The sequence below is a fragment of the Psychrobacter sp. 1Y1 genome (assembly GCF_051847395.2).
In the GTDB taxonomy this organism is placed as follows: domain Bacteria; phylum Pseudomonadota; class Gammaproteobacteria; order Pseudomonadales; family Moraxellaceae; genus Psychrobacter.
This window is the reverse complement of the sequence record NZ_JBPYDF020000001.1, coordinates 1,111,914-1,136,002: the sequence shown is the minus strand read 5'-3', so window position 1 is coordinate 1,136,002 and position 24,089 is coordinate 1,111,914. Positions and strand designations below refer to the sequence as shown.

Annotated in this window: 18 protein-coding genes; 2 read left to right on the top strand and 16 right to left on the bottom strand. The window is 42.1% G+C overall.

The genetic code is table 11. The features are described from left to right. Positions 1-47: 47 nt before the first annotated feature. From ACS8FA_RS18850 to surE, 4 genes are all read right to left on the bottom strand, one after another. On the bottom strand, positions 48-1,343 hold the full coding sequence (locus ACS8FA_RS18850; protein WP_439265597.1) for a molybdopterin molybdotransferase MoeA: 1,296 nt from the start codon (positions 1,341-1,343) through the stop codon (positions 48-50). A gap of 405 nt (positions 1,344-1,748) precedes the next feature. Continuing rightward, on the bottom strand, positions 1,749-3,047 hold the full coding sequence (locus ACS8FA_RS18845) for a lytic murein transglycosylase (RefSeq protein WP_201605350.1): 1,299 nt from the start codon (positions 3,045-3,047) through the stop codon (positions 1,749-1,751). 69 nt (positions 3,048-3,116) lie between these two features. After that, the gene (locus tag ACS8FA_RS18840) at positions 3,117-3,905 is read right to left on the bottom strand and encodes a peptidoglycan DD-metalloendopeptidase family protein (protein ID WP_057759055.1); all 789 of its coding nucleotides are present in this window, start codon (positions 3,903-3,905) and stop codon (positions 3,117-3,119) included. 135 nt (positions 3,906-4,040) lie between these two features. Beyond that, entirely contained in the window at positions 4,041-4,859 is an 819-nt protein-coding gene (gene surE / locus ACS8FA_RS18835; RefSeq protein WP_439265599.1) for a 5'/3'-nucleotidase SurE, read from the bottom strand. A 540-nt stretch (positions 4,860-5,399) separates the two neighbouring features. On the opposite strand from surE, the gene ACS8FA_RS18830 reads away from it, so the two are divergent. After that, positions 5,400-5,834 carry an MCR_0457 family protein gene (locus tag ACS8FA_RS18830; RefSeq protein WP_439265601.1) on the top strand — a complete coding sequence of 145 codons (435 nt, stop codon included), beginning with the start codon at positions 5,400-5,402 and terminating at the stop codon, positions 5,832-5,834. Between the two features lie 500 nt (positions 5,835-6,334). Beyond that, positions 6,335-7,501, top strand: a complete 1,167-nt coding sequence (locus ACS8FA_RS18825) for a D-alanyl-D-alanine carboxypeptidase family protein (protein ID WP_160021596.1) — start codon at positions 6,335-6,337, stop codon at positions 7,499-7,501. 185 nt (positions 7,502-7,686) lie between these two features. On the opposite strand, the gene ACS8FA_RS18820 is transcribed toward ACS8FA_RS18825, so the two are convergent. From ACS8FA_RS18820 to ACS8FA_RS18765, 12 genes are all read right to left on the bottom strand, one after another. Further along, positions 7,687-9,657: a sensor histidine kinase gene (locus tag ACS8FA_RS18820; protein WP_439265604.1), complete on the bottom strand. Its 1,971-nt coding sequence runs from the start codon at positions 9,655-9,657 to the stop codon at positions 7,687-7,689. A 205-nt stretch (positions 9,658-9,862) separates the two neighbouring features. After that, positions 9,863-11,284 (bottom strand): ribosome biogenesis GTPase Der, encoded by a 1,422-nt coding sequence (gene der, locus ACS8FA_RS18815; protein WP_057759046.1) that lies wholly within the window; start codon positions 11,282-11,284, stop codon positions 9,863-9,865. 389 nt (positions 11,285-11,673) lie between these two features. Next, positions 11,674-12,882: an outer membrane protein assembly factor BamB gene (gene bamB / locus ACS8FA_RS18810; RefSeq protein WP_439265607.1), complete on the bottom strand. Its 1,209-nt coding sequence runs from the start codon at positions 12,880-12,882 to the stop codon at positions 11,674-11,676. A gap of 146 nt (positions 12,883-13,028) precedes the next feature. Further along, positions 13,029-13,823, bottom strand: coding sequence for a YfgM family protein (locus ACS8FA_RS18805; protein WP_439265609.1), 795 nt, complete (start codon positions 13,821-13,823; stop codon positions 13,029-13,031). Positions 13,824-13,892: 69 nt separating this feature from the next. Next, complete coding sequence (hisS, locus tag ACS8FA_RS18800) at positions 13,893-15,182, bottom strand: histidine--tRNA ligase (protein ID WP_238068148.1); 1,290 nt, start codon at positions 15,180-15,182, stop codon at positions 13,893-13,895. Between the two features lie 123 nt (positions 15,183-15,305). Next, on the bottom strand, positions 15,306-16,421 hold the full coding sequence (gene ispG, locus ACS8FA_RS18795) for a flavodoxin-dependent (E)-4-hydroxy-3-methylbut-2-enyl-diphosphate synthase (RefSeq protein WP_057759039.1): 1,116 nt from the start codon (positions 16,419-16,421) through the stop codon (positions 15,306-15,308). 158 nt (positions 16,422-16,579) lie between these two features. Further along, the gene (locus tag ACS8FA_RS18790) at positions 16,580-17,392 is read right to left on the bottom strand and encodes a helix-turn-helix domain-containing protein (protein ID WP_439265678.1); all 813 of its coding nucleotides are present in this window, start codon (positions 17,390-17,392) and stop codon (positions 16,580-16,582) included. Next, positions 17,389-18,324 (bottom strand): type IV pilus biogenesis/stability protein PilW, encoded by a 936-nt coding sequence (gene pilW / locus ACS8FA_RS18785; protein WP_439265612.1) that lies wholly within the window; start codon positions 18,322-18,324, stop codon positions 17,389-17,391. Before pilW ends, ACS8FA_RS18790 begins: the two co-directional genes overlap by 4 nt. Before the next feature lie 211 nt (positions 18,325-18,535). Continuing rightward, positions 18,536-19,765, bottom strand: a complete 1,230-nt coding sequence (gene rlmN, locus ACS8FA_RS18780; RefSeq protein WP_439265614.1) for a dual-specificity RNA methyltransferase RlmN — start codon at positions 19,763-19,765, stop codon at positions 18,536-18,538. Positions 19,766-20,278: 513 nt separating this feature from the next. Next, complete coding sequence (ndk, locus tag ACS8FA_RS18775; protein ID WP_439265616.1) at positions 20,279-20,710, bottom strand: nucleoside-diphosphate kinase; 432 nt, start codon at positions 20,708-20,710, stop codon at positions 20,279-20,281. 213 nt (positions 20,711-20,923) lie between these two features. After that, positions 20,924-22,627: a TPR end-of-group domain-containing protein gene (locus ACS8FA_RS18770; RefSeq protein WP_439265617.1), complete on the bottom strand. Its 1,704-nt coding sequence runs from the start codon at positions 22,625-22,627 to the stop codon at positions 20,924-20,926. A 79-nt stretch (positions 22,628-22,706) separates the two neighbouring features. Further along, the gene (locus ACS8FA_RS18765; protein ID WP_057759029.1) at positions 22,707-23,996 is read right to left on the bottom strand and encodes an adenylosuccinate synthase; all 1,290 of its coding nucleotides are present in this window, start codon (positions 23,994-23,996) and stop codon (positions 22,707-22,709) included. Positions 23,997-24,089: the final 93 nt, after the last annotated feature.

Below are 24,089 nucleotides of genomic sequence, written 5' to 3'. Positions count from 1 at the left end.
TCTCTAGCTTTGTGCGACCACCTTACAATAAATTGGCAAACGATGAATTAGCGATGTAGCCAAGGAAACGGTTGTACAACGACGTCATTACCAGCTGCTACGTTCCCACTGTCTTTGTCCAACACAATAAAGCAATTGGCGCGGCTCAGCTGTTTGATTCTATGTGACTGCTGTCTTGAGAAGCACTCAACTTGATAATTACCTGTCTTATCTCGTGACAATACGCCACGCTGAAAGTCTTTGCGGCCGGGAGATTTTCTGATATCACTGATGAGTTTGGCCTTGATAGTTAGCGGCATTGGCTGCTCTGATACGCTAGCACCTGACATTTGCCACAATGCAGGAATCACAAACTGTAACGTACCCACAACCGTAGATAGCGGATTGCCCGGTAGGCCAAAATACAGTACTGGCTTATCGAGATTTTTATTCAATTCACCAAATACAAAAGGCTTACCAGGCTTCATCGCCACTTTATAATGGTTAATCCGACCTAGTGTTTCAATCACATTGGTCAAAAAATCATAGTCACCAACTGAGACACCTGCCGTCGATATCAGTACATCACAGTCCTGTATGGCCTCATTGACTGCGATAGTTGTCTGCTCTAGGCTATCAGGGATAATGCCATAATCACGAATAGTGATAGGCAGATCTGACAGCAAGCTTTTGAGCGTTGGGGTATTAGAGTTATATATTTGGGCTAGACTTTGTAGCTCATTGCCAATAGCCACGAGCTCATCACCTGTTGCCAACACGCCTACAACGAGCGGCTGGAACACGTTAACTTGGCTAATACCAAGGTTGGCCAGTAAGCTAATATCTGCAGGATTGAGGCGTTTACCGATTTTTAAAACGGCTTCCCCAGACTCAATCTCTTCGCCTTGTGAGCGGATATTATCGTCAACTTTGGCGGTTTGCGTAAGCGTAATGTTATAAGGTCGAGATTTATCAACGGTCGCTTTGATAGCTGCAAAGTTTGTATTCTCTTGCATAATGACCGTATCACAGCAATCTGGCACGACTGCACCAGTAAAAATACGTACCCCTTGCCCTGCCGCTGTCTCACCAGTATAAGCACTGCCAGCTTGCGACTCACCAACGATTTCGATAGTACTGCTTTCTGATAACTCACTTCCCTTTGCAATCGCATAGCCATCCATCGCAGATAGATTTTGTCGCGGCACATCAAAAGGCGAAGCAATATCTTGAGCCAGTATATGGTTTAGGCTATCCAGCAACTCTAGAGTGTAGACGGCTCTTTTTTGTAGCGGAAAGTCAGTAATATGATAATTATCTATCCGTTGCTGTATCGCAGCTTGTAATTCTTCCATGGTAATCATAAGGTCACGCTCTTTCTATCGTTCTAATTATTTATAATCGAAACTGTTATTTAAAATGGTCATTGAAAACTGTCACTAAAAACTATGAGTAAAAGTCATCGTTAAAAAACACATTATCTAGAGTCTATCATTCAAAGTATCAACTTTCTTGTATTAACCTTGTCCTGATAAGTTTTGAATAAAGCCAGATTACACTGGTCTTAATATTTGATATTTATTGCATGGTCCATTGTGTTAAAGATGTCAGCAAAATCAGACATAGATTGAGACAAAAAAAGCACCTTGCAAGGTGCTTTTTGTAGAACAAAGTAAATTATCATTTGATGACTAGTGGCTAATCAATAATGGCTAAATATAATTTAAAAGAGCCGCTTTTATACAATGTATAAATACCGTCAGCCTACCTCACCATCCAGCTAGTGAAGACGCACTGTTTTGAGTAATGAATCCGTCTGGCGTTTGACCATTATCTGCTTGCCAGCGCTGGAATGCCATACGAGTATTGGTACCAACGATACCATCAGCGCCTTTGGTATCGTAACCCATACTAGTCAAACGACGTTGTAGGTTAGTCACTTGTGTGGTCGATAATGGACGCTCATAACGAGGCCAAGATTTTTGCAAACCGCTTTGTCCATTAATCGTTTTGCCTAGCAGACTGACACCCAACGCATAACTTGATGAGTTGTTATAGACTTTAATCACATCAAAGTTTGGGCTTAGCAATAATACTGGACCATCCTTACCAGCGGGTAACCATAGCTCCATCTGAGTATTGGCATCTAGGTAAACGTCCGCTATCGTATCGACACCCATCGCAGCCCATCTAGCAGCAGGTTGTTTGCTACCAACCACTGAGTAATCAAACGATGCTGGCACCGTTGCCTCATAAAACGGTGCTAAGCCACGAACCCAACCTGAATTGCTAAGATAGTTGGCCGTCGAGGCTAGTGCATCACCAGTCGCCCAAGGATTGCGATGTCCATTGCCATCACCATCGACCCCTTGTTTGAGCCAAGTCTCAGGGATAAACTGGGTTTGTCCCATGCCGCCTGCCCAAGAACCATCGAGTTGTGACCATGATACGTCACCGCGTTGTAGCAGTGTCGCTAACGATAGCAACTGTGTTTCAGCAAACTCTTGACGACGACCATCATAGGCAAGGCTGGCAAGCGAACTTGGCAAATCACTATTGCCAGTCACAGCGCCATACGATGACTCCATACCCCATATCGCAGCGATAATCTCTGCATTAACCCCATACTGAGACTCTAGCTGAGACAAATAAGCACGCTGCTCAGCAAATTTGCGTTTACCTACACTGACGCGTCCACTAGATACCGCAGAATCTACGTATTCCCACGGCATCTTGGAAAACTCGGGCTGACCTGAATCTAATGAGATGACTTGCTGGTTTAGATAAGCAGAATCGAGCAATCGACCAATAACTTGGGCATCATAGCCTGACGATATGGCACGCATAGAAAAGTCTGACTTCCAATCAGAAAAGCTACTGTAGCTAGGCTTGGGCGCAGGCTGCGGTTTTACGACTGGCGCAGGTGTTGGTTTGACCTGAACGGTTTGGGTTTGAGTAATCTCAACGCCGCCTTGACGAACAGGCTTACTTTGCATTGCCTGCTGGCTTGTACACCCGACCATCACTAATGCTGGCACAAAGGTGAGGTATTGCTTTTTTAATCTCATAAAAAATCTCAAACATGAATAAATAAAATGGCTCACAGTGGCCAAGCTATCCGTAGCTATTATTTAAGTCTAACGCCCAAGTACGCTACGTGGGTCAATAGGATTACCATTTAAGCGAACTTGAAACTCTAAGCCTACCTCATTGGTCTGACCACTGCTGCCCATACTAGCAATACGTTGACCACGCTGTACTGTATCGCCCTCTTGTACCAACAACTGGCTATTGTGCGCGTAGGCTGTGATGTAGTTATCACTATGACGAATCATAATTAGATTGCCATACTCTGGCAGACCGTTGCCTGAGTAAAGCACAGTTCCTGATTGGCTGGCAAGTACTGGATCACCAACTTTGCCTGCAAACCACATTCCCATATTACCCGCAGCAGGGTCAATGTTACGAGTCACTGGATTACGCGTAGGATAATCATAACCAGAGGTCGAGTTGGCAGTGGCTTCATAAGCTGGTGTTTGAGATTGGGTCACAGGTGGCGTATAAGTTGGTTGCGTTTGAACTGGAGCACTGTAACTATTGTTACTTGCAGTGGTTGCCGCATTACCTTGCCATAGTTTGAGCCATTGGCCACTATAGATGGTGTATTTACTATCTAGATTGTTCATCGCTCCGATTTGACGGTAGTTCAGACGATAACGCGCTGCAATCTGGCTGACCGTATCGCCGCGTTGTACTCGGTGATAGTTAGGGACGCCTTGCGCGTTAGTAATAATCTTAGGACCTGCTTGGTTTGCTGATTGATAGGTAGGCTTCGTTGCACAGCCAACGACAGATAGAGTAGCGACTGCCATAGTACCAATCAACGCGGCTTTAACAAGATGCGATCCAGCTATGATTTTTTTCATACAAGGTTCCTATTCTTTGTGTTGCTCATTCATTGTTTAATCATTCAAAAGCGCTTGATATCATACAAGAGTCTTCTGATATTCTCATAACACGTCAGTGTTTAATAAGCCGGTATGGACTATATCTTATAGAATTTATAGCGCGAGTGTTGATAATCTCTCCAGCGCTGCCGTTGGCGTATGATGTAGGCGTACTGGTGATAAACTGACATACCCTGCCGCTACAGCCTGATAATCTGTCATCACATCCTGCTTTGCTTGTACCGCATCGATTGACGTTTCTAATGGTCGCTCATTTTTACCTTTGCGTAGAGACAACCAATATGCATCTCGGCCGCGTGGATCTATCATATGGCGTACTGGCTGAGCAGCTTGCTTATGTCCTAACGAGGTTATTTTTCGACCCTTGATATCATCAGCATGCTGCACATCAGGAATATTAACGTTTAATACATGATAGGGCAAACTTTTGAGCATCTCTAAAACCGAAGTTTCAGTAAGCAGTTTGACGATTTCATGTGCGGCCACTTGATAATCACTGGCTGATTCTTGCCCGCCGCTTTTAACACCCCCGCCTACCAAAGACGTTGCTATAGCAGGGATACCAGATAGTTGCGCGGTCAATGCAGCACCGAACGTACCAGAGAACATCACATCTTGTCCCAAGTTAGCCCCTGAGTTGATACCTGTAATCACGCAGTCAAAGTCAGTATCACGATACAATTCATGCAGTGCCAAATAAACACAGTCAGCTGGTGAGCCATTTACCGCTACAAATCCAGAAGGCAGCTGATGCGTATGCAGTGGTCTTGAAACACTTAATGCACTGGCATAACCGCTTTGTTCATCGTTCGGGGCGACGACGACCACTTCACCGATAGTCGATAATACTTGAGATAGTGCCAATAATCCTGGCGCATACACACCGTCATCATTACTAATTAAAAATCTCATTTCTACTCAGTATGTGGTTAATGTTTTATTAGCTGTCTTTCTACATCTCTATTTGGTAATTCTACTATCGCGCCATGTCTGTTCAAGATATGGCATAAAAATACGATGCTCATATTTAAAATGAAAACATGATACTCTAATTCTTCAATGACATGACGTCACAGTCTAGAGAAAAATATTCATTTTGATAGCATGGGCGATTATAACTGAATAATATACAGACACGAACCCTGTCGTTAGCAAAGTATCGTGTTCTTCTTATGCTGATAATTATACGATGAAAGTAGCGTAACAAGATCTGTATCAAACGAATAACAACCAGTAGATTAAGCATCGCGTTACAATACGCAACACCCCACAACAATACAAACCGATGTACTGATACTGAAGTAACGTCATTAGGGTATGCTACTGATATGTTGCTAAAAAATGGTGTTGGCTCACAAGATATCTACACATAAATCAATATTTTATGTGACTTTTGTTTTTTTACCGATTAACATATGACCATTAAATAAAGACGAGCGAGTGTAATACTGAATGAATAAACAATCGATATTATCTATAGCTTCTGTGATAGCAAATACTGCCTCAAAAGTTGGGATTGCAGGACTGATAACGTCTGTTGCTATGCTGTCTCAAGCTTCTAATGCTGCGAATAACGCTGGCACTACCATTCCGCTAGACATGTCTGGCATCAACATTACTAAGCACGAAATTGCGGTGATGCAGGTACTATCAGAGATATGCCCACCAATGCTAAATGGTAAGCAAAAACAGCGGTTCTATAAGTCGTACACTGTACAGCTGCATGAGCTAATGCCTTCTCTAGAAGATCCAAAAGCGGCTATTCAATACCTATCTACACAGCAAGACTATCGCCAGATACTACAAGGTATTCGTAGTTGGACAATGGGATTCTCAAAGCAAGAAAACAAAGCACTATGTGAAGATTTGGCAAACGCGGATTACTAGAAGGTTCGTTAATTTGATTCAATGACTAGCGTCATCTGCTTAGCTTATTAATAATATTGGTATTGATGATAATAAAATAAAAGCTATGTACTCTTTATAACATCGGTTAAGCAAAGTTTATCAACTGATTGTTTAGATATCTGTAGCATCAAAGCTTGCTGTCACTTTACTTGTTATTCACAAGCAGTGCAGCAGGCTTTTTTGTGAGCGTTAAATTTTTATTACAGAGACTGGTCAGATGATAGTCAGAATAAATATATGATAGGCCTTCATTTTTCTTTTCAAACTTGCCTTATTTTTGCATTTATTGATTCCCCATCGGTAGTCATTTTGCTAAGATAAGGCGTTAATTTTATGTCTATTGTGTAGGCGTTACTATTTTCGTCGATACATTATTTTAAACACTGCATTTAAGACATGCTGCTTAAAATAATGTATGGAAATAGGTACAAAACATAAGCGATAGATACATTTGGTTCCATGATGCGGTGTAATGATATATGACAGTAAAGCGTGTAAAAAATCAGCTTATACAGCTGGTAGTTGGTGTAAGTATCTCGATGAGTGCAGTAGTGGCAAACGCAGCCATTCAACCACCTGAAATGGACAATACTGCCTATGTGTTGATGGACTATAACACTGGCGAAATTTTGGCTCAGAAGAACGCCAATGAGGCGCTGCCGCCAGCATCTCTGACTAAGATGATGACCAGTTATATCATTGAGCAACGCTTAGCATCAGGTGACCTGAAAGAAGATGAACAGGTATTGATGAGTCCAAACGCGTGGTGCCGTGGTAGTAGCAGCCAATCTTGTATGTATGTGCCTGTGAACAAAACCGCCAGCGTCATCGATATGCTACGCGGTATTATTATTCAATCAGGTAATGATGCATCGAAAGCCATGGCTGAACATATTGCTGGTAGCGAAGCCTCGTTTGCAATCTTGATGAACGAACAAGCGCAAAAAATTGGCATGGAGAACTCTAACTTTGTCAATGCTACGGGTATGCCTGATGAAGGTCATTTAGCATCTGCTTTGGATTTGTCTAAACTTGCTCGTGCTATTATCAAAAACAGCGGCGACTACTATAGTATCTACGCAGAAAAAGAGTTCACTTATAATGGTATTACCCAAGGTAACCGTAATGCTCTGCTGATTACTGACCCAACTGTTGATGGCCTAAAAACTGGCCACACTGATGCAGCAGGCTACTGCTTGGTTGCATCAAGCAACCGTGAAGGCATGCGTCTAATCTCTGTCATTATGGGTACCAAGAGCCAACAGGCTCGCGCTGATCAGTCACGCGAACTACTTAACTGGGGTTTCGGTCACTTTACAACGGTTACCAAGGCGCCTGCTGGGCAGTTCGTTAGTAAGCTTCCAGTATGGTTTGGAGAAGCTGACGAGGTAGAGCTTGCAACTGGCGACAACTTGCAAATCCTAACCAGTAAAACCCAGAAAAATAAAATTACCACAGTGGTGGATATTCCTGAGAGTTTAGAAGCACCGATCAAAAAAGGTCAGGAAGTTGGTAAAATGATGGCTGTCATTGATGGTAAAGCGGTAGCCTCAGTTCCTATCATTGCAACCAACGATATCGAACAGTCAGGCTTTATGAGCCGTACTTGGGAACATATCGTACGCTGGGTAAAGAATCTTCTCTAAGAGAAACCTTTAAAAAGTAATTTTAGCTAAAAACTGTTTAAAAAAAGACGCCTCAAAATGGGCGTCTTTTTTGTTTTTATGCCTACTTTATTTTAAAAGTGCTTCGATATTTAAAAGTAGAAAATATAAAAAATGCTACCTAATAAAATGAACCTAACTAGGAACACGGATTTGGTAGAACAGCTCTACGTCCAAACCAACCATTGTTTTAATAAGTCGCTTAACGCTTTGTCCTTATAAGTAGCAATATGACAATAGTCAATACCAGCTGCTTTTAAACCATACTCAAAGCTGCCTACATAGCGCGCCCGATGCTGTGGATACCAATATACCAATAACGCACGATGCTCGCTCTTACTGCCCTCATCGCTTTCATGCTTACGGATACGTTTGGCTAGCATCGCAGCTTTTTCCGGGAAAACATCTTCACCAAACATCACCATGTCAACTTTCTGCTTACGCATCTCCTCTATGACGAGTTGGTTACCTTGGCAACAAATAATCGTAGCCCCTAGATATTCCAGTTCATTTAATAAGGAGCCTGTCTCATGATAGTAATAATAAATAATCGTTAGACCAGACAATAAGCGCTGCTGTTTTGATTGCTGTTGATTGGGCATCGCTATGGTCAGCGTAAACTGTGTACCTACACCAAGCACACTATCAACATCAATCGTAGCACCCATAAGCTGCGCCATTTGTCTAACAATCGGTAAGCCAACCCCTGAGCCTTCGTACTGGCGAGTTTGCGACGAATCTACCTGAAAGAACGGATTAAATATATCGTCTAGGTGCTCATTATTGATACCAATACCCGTATCTTTCACGCTAATCTGCCAACGATTACTTTTATTAAAATGTGTCAGTTGCGACGTAATCGTAACTTTCCCGACAGGTGTAAACTTAATCGCATTATTGAGCAGTATCGATAGTATCTGATATATTTTTTCTGAATCACCATATAGGCTATAGTCTATATGATGAATATTACTAATCAGCTCTAACCCTTTTTGCGTAGCCATATTTTCAAACTTAGCTAACAGATCAGCGATTAGCTGTAATGGGTTAAACTCATTTTTATGAATTCTTATCTGGCCTTTTTGGATCTGGTTTAACTGTATAATATGATCTAACGACAATACCAATTTATCACTACCACTACTGATAATCTCTACCGCGTCTTTTTGCTCTCTGTTTAGCGCCTCATGATCCAATAGTTGTAAACCGCCTACAATTGCATTCAACGACGTTTTTAACTCATGAGAAATCATGCTTTGAAAATTGTGCAATTGCACATCAAGTGACACGTCTTTATTGTGCAATTGCTGTTCAAAAGCTGCAAGGGTTTCATAACCTTGCCGTGCTTCTTGTAAACGATTGAATAAAACAATTAATGCTTTTTTGATTTGGGTCAGTTCTTGGAAATTGAATTGCTGCGGAATGACGGGTAGTTGCTCTAGATTTGCGTTGTTCATGACAATGGCACAAACATCAGTTAACACTTCAATATCTTTAACTGGCCAATTAAGCTTCCTAAAAATGTATAAGGCAAACATGACAATCAGTACCACTGTTGTTAGCCATAACCACAGGATATTTTGGAACCACTGTAAACGTAGCAACTCTACGTCCATCGTAATATTAATATAACCAATCAATGTGCTATTTTCGGTAACTGTATCAGTCACCTCATCTGGCGCTGACGATTCGCTCATAATGTTTGATAAAGTCAGTGCTAACTGTTGATTGGAATCGGACTTATTGGACGCGATACTACTGGCATCAAGGTCTTTACTAATCACTGGATAGTTGAAACTGACCGTATGCGCAAATAAAGCATTTTTCCAATCAGCAAGCGACTGGTCTATATCTTCAATTGGCTCAGAGGTGGAATAGAAAACGATACTCTGAATAGTCGGCTCATTCTCTAACAAGATATTGACTTGTTCAGCCACAACATCTGCCCCATCTGCAGTCGATGCGCTAGTCGTTAGTAGCGATGCCAATTGCTGAATATGCTGTTCTTTTTCTTGATAGTGATGCACTAAACCATAAAGAAAAGGCAATAAAAAACCTGCCAGCACTGCCAATACGACAGCTTGTATGACAGAACGCCAGATAAGTACGGGGATGGTTTGAGACGAACGGTTGTTCATATCACTCTACTGAGTCGCGTGCAGCTTTCATTTATAGTACAGGTATTTTAAAGATGTGATAAGTAAAACATTTGAGTATTTTTTGAAACTAAGATAGTTATTTATAAGCCCAAACTATAGCGTATTAATATAAAAATGTCATCGCGCTATCGAACGCGATGACATTAATCATAAAGCTAAAGATATAAAGCCTAAAATACGAGGATTAACGAGGCTTTTTATCTTTGGTAGTAAATTTCTGTGATCTATTACGCTCACGCTGACGCAACTGCTGGGCTTTTGCCTTAGTCGGCGTATCGCTCTTATTAGCATATGGGTTGTCGTTTTGCTTCAAGATAACGTTAAGCGGTGTGCCTTCTAGCTTAAACACTTGACGGAATTGATTCTCTAGATAGCGCTGATAGCTCTTAGGAAGCGCACTGGTTTGGTTACCATGAATAACAATAACGGGTGGATTGTGGCCACCAATATGCGCATAACGTAACTTGATACGACGACCAGCAACGGTTGGTGGCGGATTTGCCGTCACCGCATCTTGTAAAATCTGAGTCAAACGGTTGGTCGATACTTCGAACATTGAAGATTTGTACGCACGTAAGATAGACGGATATAAATTACCGACACCTGTACCATGCAGTGCTGAGATCAAATGTATTTTTACATAAGGAATAAAGCTAAAGCGGCGATCCATTTCAAGCTTGATATAGTCTCTTTGGTCTTGCGTTAGGCCATCCCATTTATTGATTGCAACGACTAACGCTCGTCCAGCGTCAAGCGCATAACCAATCATATGCAAATCTTGATCCACGATACCTTCGTGAGCATCAATGACAATCACGGTTACGTTAGAATCTTCAATCGCTTGCAAGGTCTTGATGACAGAGAATTTTTCTACTTTTTCATCGATTTTACCACGGCGACGTACACCAGCAGTGTCGATCAAAACATAGTCACGACCTTCACGCTGATAAGGAATATAAATACTATCGCGCGTCGTGCCTGGCATATCAAATACCACTACTCGGTCTTCGCCAAGCAGGCGGTTGACGAGCGTCGATTTACCAACGTTTGGACGACCGATAATAGCAAGCTTTAAGCCTCTTGGCTCTACTATGTTTTCTTGCTCAGGCATATCAGCCGTTAGTACTTCAAGCAAGTTGCCGACACCGCGACCATGACTGGCTGCCATCGGATACGGCTCGCCCAATCCTAGTGCATAAAACTCAGCAGGTGCTGCATCATGTACACCGTCGACTTTATTGGCGACAACATAGACAGGTTTGCCTAACGTATGCAAAAACTTACCAATTTCAGCATCAGCGCCAATCATACCGGCACGAGCGTCAACGACGAATACAATGATATCTGCTTCATGAATTGCTGTATGCGACTGCTCAGACATATAGTCATCAATATTACCGCTACCGTCATCAGCTTCACCGATACCACCCGTATCTACAACGATAAAAGATTTGTCTTCATAAGTTGCATCACCGTACTGACGGTCACGAGTCAATCCTGAAAGGTCAGCGACCAATGCCTGCCGACTTTTTGTGAACTGATTAAATAAGGTGGATTTACCGACGTTTGGACGACCAATTAAGGCGACCACAGGCTTGATACTCATGGGTTACTCTCAGTGAAAGGCACAATGACGGGCAGTACAGTTATTCTTATAACCAGTGACATAACAATAGTAATAGATATGCTGCAATTGACCGTGAATTAAAATGAATGATAGAACAATAGCAAAAATAATAGATGGCTATCTTACGATTAAAAATAGTATATAGGATGGCCTCATTATACATACTATAAATAAGTAGTATAGATGGATAGCACATCGGTCGCATAGAGTACGCGAAAGCCTGTGTTTAAACAAGCAATTTACACAAGGCACTAAACGCTGACTAAGCAGCGTTTGTGTTTCATAAGTGACAATCAAGAATAGGCTTAAGGGCTATAGTGAAATATTACACTTCGTTAATCATCTATAAGCACCTATCTATATAGTTATTAGCGCACTAACTGCCAGATAGCAACTTGTCCTGACGTACTTTGAGTCATTAAACGGCTACCTTGAACTTGCAAGTTGGTCAACGCACCTTTTGTCTCTACACGACTAACGATGCTACCCGTAGCAGGGTTAAACAAATGCACTACGCCATCGAAATCACCAATGGCGATATAGTTGCCAATCATCACAGGATTGGTAAGATCTCGATAAGCCAATTCGTCACTTTCCCAAAGTGTCTCGCCACTGTTGCGATCATAAGCAACTACTTTGCCATCTAGACTGGTCGCGATGACTTGCTGAGTATTTACTGCCAGTGATTTGAGGCTCGCAATTTCATTGACGAACATCACCTGACGCGAGGCCAAATCAATACCTAATAGCTGACCACTATAGCTGATCGCAAACAACTGATTTTTATCTACGATAGGTTTGCCATCGACATCGCTCATGCGCTCAACTTCACTACTACCAGCGCCTACACCAACACGTCTTGACCATAGCGGAAGACCGTTATCGACAGTAATTGCATGCAGACGACCATCAGCTGTCGCCAAAAGCGCTGTCTCATTGTCTAATAAAGTCGGCGCAGCGCTACCGCGAACGCTGATAGCAGGTACCTGAGTTGCGAACTGCCATACTGATTGTCCAGTTTGCAGCGACAGACCGTGTAAGAAACCATCATTCGCTGATAATACCACACGATTATTAGTAATCAGTGCTGGCGTTAAAACCGAACCTGACAACTGCTGCTGCCAACGCTTTGCACCAGTCGTGCTATCAAATGCCATGACCTTGCCACCACGAGTACTAATAATAGCTGTCTGGCTCAATGCATCTACTGCAACACCGCCGGTGATTTGGTCGTCAACATTGATTGACCATACGCGCTCGCCTGCACTATTAAACCCTGACAGCTCACCACCGCGTGATGCAGTAACGATTTGACCATTGGCATAGCCAACTTGCAAATCTAGCGGATCTTTTTTGCTGGCTTTTTTATTGCCAACATCGGTACTAAATACAGGCTGTAGTACGCTAATCGGCTGAGCGATTTGTACCAATTTTACCGGATCATTAACGACCGGCTTAATACCGCGATTACATCCAATCACTGCCGTGCTCATTACTGCCAGTACGGCCACATGCATGACTGTCTTTTTGATAGTCTTGGTGTTTAACATTTTGCTAGAGCGAATAGATTGAGTCATTGTATGTTCTCACTACAGATAAATTATTATTAATTGGTAAATTGGCCAACCGCAAATTAGTAATCATTAGGTTATATTAAAAAAGAGCTTTGGATGATTACCAACTCTCAATACTATACTACTGACTTAATATCTAGCCTACTGACTTACTGCCCTGCTTCGACAGCGACTTCGTTCGAGGTATCCATCACTAGCGACGGCTCAGGAGCAGATGGCTCTTGAATAAGACTGGTTTGCTCAGCAATCGGCTCAGCCGTGATACCTAAGCTTTCCATCTTTAATGCCAATACTGCACGCGTTTCTTGACGGCTACGTAATAGCTCCCACGCATTGCTATAGGATTTAATCGCTGAATCTTTATTGTCTTGTGCTAAATAAATATCTCCTAGCAGCTCCTGCTGACTTGCTTCAAACGAGCTTGGCATGTCATTGTTTGCTTCTGACAGTGCAGCACCTGTATCACCTGCGGCCAATAAAGTTTTTGCATAGCGTAAACGAGTAATCGCTTCTAGACCAGCATCACCCAAATCTATGGCCAATGCTTTTTTGAATGTCTCAGTCGCTGCTGCAAAGTCATCATTGTCTACTTGTTGACGTGCCTTTATCATTAGCGCTTGCCATGCATAAACTGACTCACCATGCGTACTGACCAAAGTATCAATATCTTTGTCTAGCTGGCTACGACTTTGGGTAAGTGCTTCTTGAGCTTCTGCTTCTAAATCTGGGTTTTGCGAGGCCAATTTGACCTCTTCGTTTAGCTGCTGAATATCAGCATATTGATCGGCGGCGACGGTATCTACTCGCGCATGGTTGTTTTGCCAGTACGTCCAACCAAAATAGGCGGCCAGTGCTAACAAAATCGCAGTGACGATATAACTACCATATTGCTTTAGCGCTTGCATGGAGTTATCTGCATTTGGCGAATTAGGTGTCAGAGCCATATATATTTACCTGATAAAATTTACATTAAATTGCTAGTGCGACAAACGAAGCTGATTAGTCAAAGTCAATTAGCGACGAGAAAAGTTATCTTTATTTGATAACCAGTCTTGGGCGACCGTCTTTTGCTCACCTGTCTGCATGTCTTTAATACTAATCGTATTATCATCCAGCTCTTGCTGGGCGATGATGACTGTCAATGCCGCGCCTGACTTGTCTGCCTTCTTCATTTGCGCTTTTAGACTCGTGGCACTGGCCATTTTTACTCGTACATCTGGACGACTGTGACGTAAGTTCTGTGCATAGCTTATACCAGCACTATACACCTCAGGATGGGCCACCACGAATACATCACAAGCAGGTACGTCAGCAATCGGCGCAACCGCTTCTATGAGTAGCAATAAACGCTCAAGCCCCATTGCAAAACCAACACCAGGCTCAGATTTGACTGGTTTACTGCCATCTGTACCGATTGATTTTAATTGCCCTACTAGCCCATCATAACGACCACCAGCACAAACGGTAGCTTGGCTTCCAAGCTTATCTGTTACCCATTCAAATACTGTTTTATTATAATAATCAAGGCCACGTACTAAGTGCGGATTGATTTCAAAATCGATATTAAGCGCAGTCAGATAGGCTTTGACCTGCTCAAAATGCGCCACACTCTCTTCACCCAAGAAGTCAGCAAGCTTTGGCGCATCTGCCAATACTGCTTGCGTGCTCGCTTCTTTACTATCCAAGATACGTAAAGGGTTAGTCGTTAGACGGCGCTTACTGTCTTCGTCTAGCTGGTCTTTTTTATCAGTTAAATAGGCAACCAATGCTTCGCGATAAGCATAACGCTCATCCAACTCACCCAAACTGTTTAGTTGCAAACGCATCTCATTGTTGAGACCTAGCTCTTGCCACATCAAATGAGTCATCGCAATCAGCTCAGCATCAGCATCCGGTAGTGCGCTACCGAAGCTCTCGACACCTAACTGATGAAACTGACGATAGCGGCCTTTTTGCGGGCGCTCGTAGCGGAACATTGGACCGATGTACCAAAGCTTGGGCGTGTCACCGCGTAGCAAGTTATGCTCGATAACTGCGCGTACTGCTCCAGCTGTGCCTTCAGGACGCAACGCTAACGGCGTTGGCGGCTCAGATTTATCAGTAAAGCTGTACATCTCTTTTTCGACGATGTCAGTCGCGCCGCCAATAGCACGGGCAAATAAATCCGTTTGTTCAACGATAGGCAAGCGAATATGCTCGTAACCGTACCTACCAAGTACATCAGCCAATATCGCTTCTAAATGCAGCCACTTTGCGGATTGGTCAGGCAAAATATCATTAAAACCTTTGATAGCTTTGATCATGGTACGGTCGTATCCTTAAATGTTTAACAGGCATTCTATTATTGTTTTCTATATATTCAAATAAGCGCTATATCTGATTGATACTGTGACGGTATAGCCTAACGTATCAATCTCTTCTATGGCTTATTTTACGCGAATGATTTCATTTTCACGTTTTTTTGCCAAGTCTTCTGCATGGGCGCGAACCATACCTTCGATCTCATCAACTAGATTGCCTGTATCGATAAGGTGGCTTTTTTCACCCATACGATAGACCAGTGATCTAGGGGCAGCACCAACGATGCCAATATCGGCCTCTTTTGCCTCTCCTGGACCGTTTACCTTACAGCCAATCACAGATAGGTTCATCGGTTCACGGATATCTTCTAAGCGAGACTCTAACGCTGTCATTACTTTAATCACGTCAAACTCTTGACGCGAGCAGCTTGGACAGGCGATAAAGTTTACACCGTTCGAGCGAATATTAAGCGATTTTAAGATATCAAAACCAATCTTAATCTCTTCTTCAGGCTCAGCGGCTAATGAGATACGAATAGTATCGCCAATACCATCTAGTAATAATCCACCTAGCGCGATAGCAGATTTGACAGCGCCCGTACGGTAGACACCCGCTTCCGTTACGCCCAAATGTAATGGGTTATCAATTTGCGCTGATATTAAACGATAAGCATCTAATGTCAAAAACACGTTGCTGGCTTTGACAGATACTTTGTACTGGTCAAAGTTAAGACGCTCTAAAATATCAATATGGCGCATTGCCGATTCTAGCATTGCCTCACCAGTTGGCTCAGTATACTTACGCTGTATGTCTTTTTCTAAAGAGCCAGCGTTGACGCCAATACGAATAGGAATATTGTGATATTTAGCACAAGCGACCACTTCACGTACTTTGGCATCGCTACCAATGTTACCAGGATTGATACGTAAGCAATCAGCGCCTGCTTCAGCAACGGCCAAAGCGATTTTATGATCAAAATGCACATCAGCGATCAAAGGCACGCTTACCAGTTTGCGAATTTCACCAAAGGCTTTGACCGTATCCATCGTTGGCGTAGATACACGCATCAAATCTGCACCTGCTTCGACACAACGCTCGATTTGAGCGACCGTCGCTGCTACATCACAGGTATCAGTGTTGGTCATGCTCTGTACGCTAATTGGTGCATCACCACCAACCGCGACATCACCGACATAGATTTTTTTGGTCAGACGACGATTAATAGGCGATGGCATTGACATACATAAATCCTTGAATCAAAAATAGAAAAGCCCTAGGCCTTTGTACATATAATATAAACCAGCTAAATCCGGATACACATGTGCGCTTTATTCAAACACATGAGTGCTTCATTCAAACATATGAGTGCTTTATTTAAATTTGGCGCTTATACAATTAACTATGGTGCTAATTCAAAAGTAGCTTGCTTATCTGTTGCATACGTATCTAACGCAACTGGTTGTTGATTGAGCATCAAGCTAACATTGTCGATATTATCAATTTGCACATTGAACGGTGGCATACCTGACAAGTCATAGTTACCTACAGACTGAGAACCATTTATCAGGCTGTTTCCAGAAGAATCCGTGATACTAACCACAGCGTCGCTTGTCAATACAAGGTTTAGGTTAGCCGTTGCTGCAGCATCACCTAGATTCAATGCAGAGCCAGAAGCACCAACGCCACTTGCATCACTATTGATGGCGGCACCTTGGGCTTGCTCTATCGCTGACATGTCCTCCACAGCTGATACAGGCTCTTGCGTGTTTTCTTTGCTTGCGTTACTCACCATGCGGAATAGGAATACCGCCAAGATAATCAATCCGATAACGCCTATGATCAATAGAGGGTTAAAGCGGATACGGTTATGAGTATCACGCTGCAAAGTCCCCATTGGACGCAGTGGCGTATCGATATTGCTGGCTGATTTGGCCTTTAGCTCATTAGGATAGGCGGCATCGAAGCTACTAGCGATTTTTGCTGAATCTAAGCCCAAATATTTGGCATAGTTAATCGCAAAACCACGAGCAAATGCAGCCTGTGGTAGCTCAGCGAAGTTTTCGCTTTCTAAGGCCTCCAAATGACGCTTTAGAATGAACAGCTCAGCCGCCGCTGCTTCTAAAGTGACTTGCTTGTTTTTACGGGCTTGCTGCAACACGGCACCAAATGATCCCTGAGCGTTAGATTGAGTGTTAGATGATGGGGTGATCATTTCCATGGTGCCTCTGGATTGTTAAGCCAAGTCTTAAGTTGTTTTGCTTCATCACTTAGCGGATAAGCGGATAAAAGCTGCTGTGCCAATTGCTGGCGCGTTGTTATATTATTTTGTGCTGCTGCAAGCTTGATACCTTGTAAGAGCAAGCGCGGGCTAATACCCTGCCCCTGCACCAATATCAGCGTCTCATCATACAGTCTCTGTGCCTGCGGTATACGTTGCTGGTCGAGCAATAAATCTACCAGTTCGATATGAGCAATGATGCTATTACGATTGCCATCAAGTGCCCGTAAAAATGCTTTTGAAGCGGCACTATTATCACCTAACTGTAGATAAGTACGACCTAGGTTTTCTAGCGCGCCAATACGGCCTTCATAGCCTAGCGTCGCCCCTGCAATCTCAAACTGTTCTGCTGCTTCACGATAGCGCTTTGTCTGTGACAGATACACGCCATAATTATTGTGTGCTTGTACAAAGTCTTTATCTAGCGCGATTGCTTTTTTGAAGTACTCATCAGCTTTGGCTAGATTGATACGGCTGCCTTCTTGCTGCAACAAAACGCCCATCATATCATAGGCTGGCGCATAACGGCTATCGGCAGCAAAGGCTTTTTCGAGCTGCTGCTGCGCGGTATCAAGCTCATTTTTTCGGATGTATTGCGCGGCAAGTGAGGTACGCACACGGGCGATTTCCTGCTGATCTAAATTTCGATCGTTGCTAGCGCGCGTAGATGTTTGATAAGGAGAGTTGCCTAGCAAATCATTGTTCGGGGTGGTCTGACAGCCACTTAATACAAGGATGCCAAATACTGCCGACAGCACTGCACGCTTTGGCAAAGCGGTTTGGGCAGCACTAATACTCGACTGCTTATAAAATTTAGAAAATGATTTTTGATATTTGAACTGACAAGAATTTTTAGAAGTCATCATAGCCGCCATCATAAAACTGAGATTCAATGCGTTCGATCTTCGAGACCTCAGTTTAATAGATTTAACCCCTATAAGTACAATTTAGTTGTTATTAATTGCCACGTTCTGCAATCTTGACAGTCATTGCTACATTTTCTTACCATTGCGATAGACAAAAGACAGCTAAAACGCTATACCAGTCAGATATAACGTTTATCTTCTAGAGAACGTGCTAAACGCTTTCACGATCTTTAATGCTCTGCTGCCATGCGGCTGAGCGTCTAGTACGATCCGCCACTTGTCCAACCAATTGGCCACAAGCAGCATCGATATCATCACCACGGGTTTGACGAATGGTACAAACAAAACCTGCTTCGCTCAGTATATTGCTAAACGCATGAATACGGTTGTTGCTTGATTTGTCATACGGTGCATGTGGAAACGGGTTAAACGGAATAAGGTTAATTTTACTTGGCAACCCTTCTAATAGCGCAACCAACTGATGAGCATGCTCATTGCTATCATTGACCCCATCAAGCATCACATATTCAATCGTAACGTGCTTCTTATGACGTGGATTGACATCATAGACATAGTTTTTTGCCGCTGCAATCAGCTCTTCTAATGGATATTTTTTGTTGATTGGCACCAACTTGTTACGCAGCTCATCATTTGGTGCATGCAGTGAAATAGCCAATGCCACATCGATGTCTTGTGCTAGCTGATACATTTTCGGGACGACACCCGAAGTAGATAACGTGACGCGACGCTTTGACAATCCATAAGCATGATCGCTTAGCATTAGCTCCATTGAGCCTACTACAGGCTTATAGTTCAATAGCGGCTCACCCATGCCCATCATCACCACGTTGGTGACGTTATTTTCCCATAGACTATGATCGACGTTTTCTAAACTTTCATTTTCATCTGTCATATATGACGCATTAGCGACCCATAACTGACCGATAATTTCAGCCGCACTCAAGTCACGCTCAAACCCTTGCTTACCTGTACTACAGAAGCTACAGTCTAGTGCACAGCCTACTTGCGAAGACACGCATAATGTCTTACGGCCATTTATCTTGCTATCATCTGCAGGGATAAGCACCGTCTCAACCAACGAGCCACCAGTGACTTCAAATACCCACTTACGCGTACCATCATCACTATATTGACGATGAATCACTTTGGGCGGTACTACACAAGCATTAAGCGATAACTTATCTCGCAATGACTTACTCAAATTGGTCATTTGCTCAAAATCTGTCACGCCATGCTGATAAATCCACTTAATCACCTGAGTAGATCGAAATGGCTTTTCGCCAATACTCTTAAAGTAATCAGCCAGTTGCGCTTGCGTCATACCCAATAGATTGGTTTTGGCATGTGCCTCATCTACTAGCTTAATGCTATCAGTAATCTTAGCAGGTACGTGCTGAGTAGGTGCTTGAACAGTTGACATAATAGGTAACCTTTTTGCAGAAGCTTAGATAAGCGGTGCAATTATTTATATGGGCTTTGCCATACATACGTGAGTGCATGAGCAATCCGCTATGAGCGCAGTTCTTCGAATTGACAAAAACATGCTGATAAGGGATTGATAACGCTAAGTAAAATCAATAATGAGGCAAGTCACTAAGAATTTCAATGAATAATATAATTATAGAACTCTAAAGCGGATACAAGGCAGCCGACTGCAGATTGTACAAGTAGTACATCTGATGAGGGTAACGCCGTCGCAGTTTAGTAATTCTTTGACTATAGGATTATTATAATAGCTAAAACGGCCTATACCCATAAGATATAAGCCGTCTCGCAAACCAATTATAAACAATCGATGTTATAAATAATTCGTCCATAGTCAATCAAGTATAAAACTCATACAGGTAAGATCAGTTTAAATCGTAGCTGTCTTATTATAGCAGTTACCTCAAACAAATCGAATGCCGTAAAAGCTTATAGTTTATTTACTATATTAGCGTGTACGTGCACAAACTTCATCATCGCTGAAGAAGTATCTGATTTCACGTGCTGCTGATTCAGCTGAATCTGAACCATGTACTGCGTTTTCGTCGATGCTGCTAGCGAAGTCAGCACGGATAGTACCTTCAGCAGCTTCTTTTGGGTTAGTTGCACCCATGATTTCACGATGCTGAGCGATAGCGTTTTCGCCTTCTAGTACTGATACCAATACTGGACCTGACATCATGAAAGATTTTAGGTCGTTGTAAAATGGACGCTCAGCGTGCTCAGCGTAGAAACCGCCTGCTTTTTCATCATCAAGTTGTAGCATTTTAGCTGCAACGATTTTTAGACCAGCTTGTTCAAAACGGCTGTAGATAGCGCCGATATGGTTGCCAGCAACTGCGTCAGGTTTGATGATAGATAAAGTACGTTCGTTAGCCATGAGAAGCTCCTAATAAATGATAAATTCAATAAAATATGAAAAATTAATGCGTTGTTTTAGCTTTAGCCACAATGTTGACTTGGACTGTTTTACACAACTCATGGTATATCAGTGTATAACCATAAGCGCCAACATCGGATTGCTGCCTATTATAATGATTAAGGCCATAAATGATAGGGTTAATTTATGACCATACCTTGCATAAAAGTAAATTTAGTATGCATCCGAAATAAAGTCATCAAACCATATATCTTCACGAAGTAGCTTCAGATCTGGATCTTTGAGCAAATGTTCTTTCTCAGGTAAAACATTATTCTTTTGACAAATTTTTAATTTTTTCTTAGCATTATCAAATTCTTTTAAACGAGCATAAACACAAGCTAAGTTATAAACCTCTTCTGAGTCATGTAGTTCAGCAACCAACAATTTCTCCAAAGCTTGTTCGTTATAAGAAACATCACCTTCTAGTTCAGCTAACTTCAGAAGATTAACTCCCCAAACAGTGTTAGGGGTCAAGGCTGATGGTTGAATATTATCTGCCTTTTCCAGCTGAATATTACTCTTCTTGTAAATATCTATATTATTTGTTGTTTCAGCCATATCATTTAATATCAGACCCCATTCTAGATAAAATTCATACATGTCATGTTGCAAAAATTCTGCTTTTTCAAAACGTTTAAGAATGGCATCAATGTCGCTAAGATGAATATTAGGATCTATGTCTTTACTACTCAACTCAAACCAATCTTTGTTAGCCTGATTGATTTGCGCCCAAACATAAAGTTTCTTGACTTCTTTATCTACTATATCAGAATTACTCGTAGTGGAAATTTTTCCATACTTGTCCTCTATAGCTTTTATCACTTCGCTATACTTACCTTCCATCATAAAACTATTTAATATAGCTGTTAGTGATAATATTTGTTTTCCCAGCTCAACCATCTGCTGATGTAAATCACTTAATATATTGACTCCACCGTCAGTGTTTGGTATTGGGAAGTCTATAACCTCATCTAGAATCCTTATTGTATGTTGAGCATGTTGTGTGAAGAAACTTGGTAAACATTTAAGATTCTGCATCAGACTCACAAAAAAATCATCAGCGTCTTGTCCGCCAATATAATGGGCATGATTCTTATATTTTTTAAAGAAATCTCGTAGATGCTCTGGTATTTCTTTTTCATATCCAATCCAGAATAATCTTTGCTCACCACAGTAATGTTTATCGATTTGCTCAAAAAATCCATCATTATAGCCACTATACCCAGCTACAATAACAGGTGACGTATTCAAGGTTTGTGCAATAAAGTTAGTCATATTATTAGCATGACTTTTAGTTTCATTCTCATCATTCAACTGACGAAAACCATAGCTTTGACCATGTAAGTAGATGATAGAAGGATCAATAATAAGGTTTTGAAGGTTAACATCTGCATTTGTAAAATCATAAATAGATGGATATAACCCAATTAACCCACAAGCTCTCATCAATATATTATCAAAGTTAAAGGTTAATACTCTCTGTGTATAGCCATTATCCATCAAAGCCGCTAGACCAATATGCGCCCAATTTATATTAGCATTTTTTATATGATTCTGAAGAAGTCGTCTACGTTCTTGATGAGTCAAAGCATTCATACATTTATTATAATTACTTCTATCTTTTTCAGATAAATTGCGTAACTGCACACTAAACTTTTGATTCATCTCCTTTACTAACTCACCTGCCAAAGGTATACCAGCTGATTGAGAGCATCCTGCTCCTGTTAGAATCGTATAAGGAGTTTCGCTTTCTTTGGCTTGTCTTACTAACTCTGCAATATCTTTAAGATTAAAAGTTTGATGCTTTGAAATACCGAAGTCGAATCCTAACTCTTTAGAGATATGCTCATAAATCTTTTTTTGGAAAGTTGACATTACTATCTCCGTAAATAGAAAAAACCCCATGCATGTAGCATGAGGTTTTTCATATTAAATCACAATAGTTTATTTCTATTTATGCATCATACGGGTCACGCAATACGATAGTCTCTTCGCGATCAGGACCAGTTGAGATAATATCAACTGGGCAACCAATCAATGCTTCGATACGTTTGATGTATTTTTTAGCGTTTTCTGGAAGCTCATCATAGTTAGTGATACCAACGGTAGACTCGCTCCAGCCTTGCATTGTTTCGTACTTAGGCGTAACTGATTCATAAAACTCAGCATCATGTGCGCCTGCACACTCAGTCTCAGGCAGGTTATAACCCACACCGATTAGCAACTCTTCAAGACCATCTAGTACGTCAAGCTTGGTCAAGCAGATACCTGACATAGAGTTAAGTACTACTGCACGGCGTAATGCTTCAGCATCGAACCAACCACAACGACGTGCACGGCCAGTCGTTGCACCAAATTCATGACCGACTTTGGCTAAGTGAGCACCAACATCATCGAACAATTCAGTTGGGAACGGACCACTACCAACACGCGTAGTGTACGCTTTGGTGATACCAAGTACATAGTCTAAATACAATGGACCGATACCTGTACCCGTTGATACACCACCAGCAGTTACGCTTGAGCTGGTTACAAACGGATAAGTACCGTGGTCGATATCAAGTAGCGTACCTTGAGCACCTTCGAACATTAGGTTTTTGCCAGCTAGACGTAATTGATTTAGGTCTTCAGTTACATCAGTAACCATACCTTTAATCTCTTCTTTCCACTCTTTACAAAGCTTAAGCGTCTCATCAAAATCAATCGCTTCAACTTTATAGTATTCAGTCAGTTGGAAATTGTGATATTCGATTAGGTTACGTAGTTTTTCTTCTAGATCTTCACGGAACAAATCAGCAAGTTTAATCGCACGACGTGCTACTTTGTCTTCGTATGCAGGACCGATACCGCGACCTGTTGTACCGATTTTACCGCTGCCACGCTTGGCTTCACGAGCTTGGTCAAGTGCCACATGATAAGGCATGATAAGTGGGCAATTAGGAGAGATACGTAGACGCTCACGTACTGGTACGTTGTTGTCTTCTAGCTCTTTCATCTCTTTTAGTAGTGCGTCAGGTGCTAACACCACGCCATTACCGATAAAGCAAGTGACGCCTTCACGCAAGATACCTGATGGAATCAAATGCAAGACAGTGGTTTTGCCATCGACAACCAACGTGTGACCAGCATTATGACCGCCTTGGAAGCGGGCTACTGCTGAGGCTTTTTCGGTAAGTAAATCAACGATTTTACCCTTACCTTCGTCGCCCCATTGGCTACCCAAAACTACAACATTCTTACCCATGATCAATCCTTACCTTTATGTATTGAGGTGTGTGCAATAAAAGCTGAAAATTAAAATGATTTTCTTAGCTATATCTTTTTATCTCAGTGATTT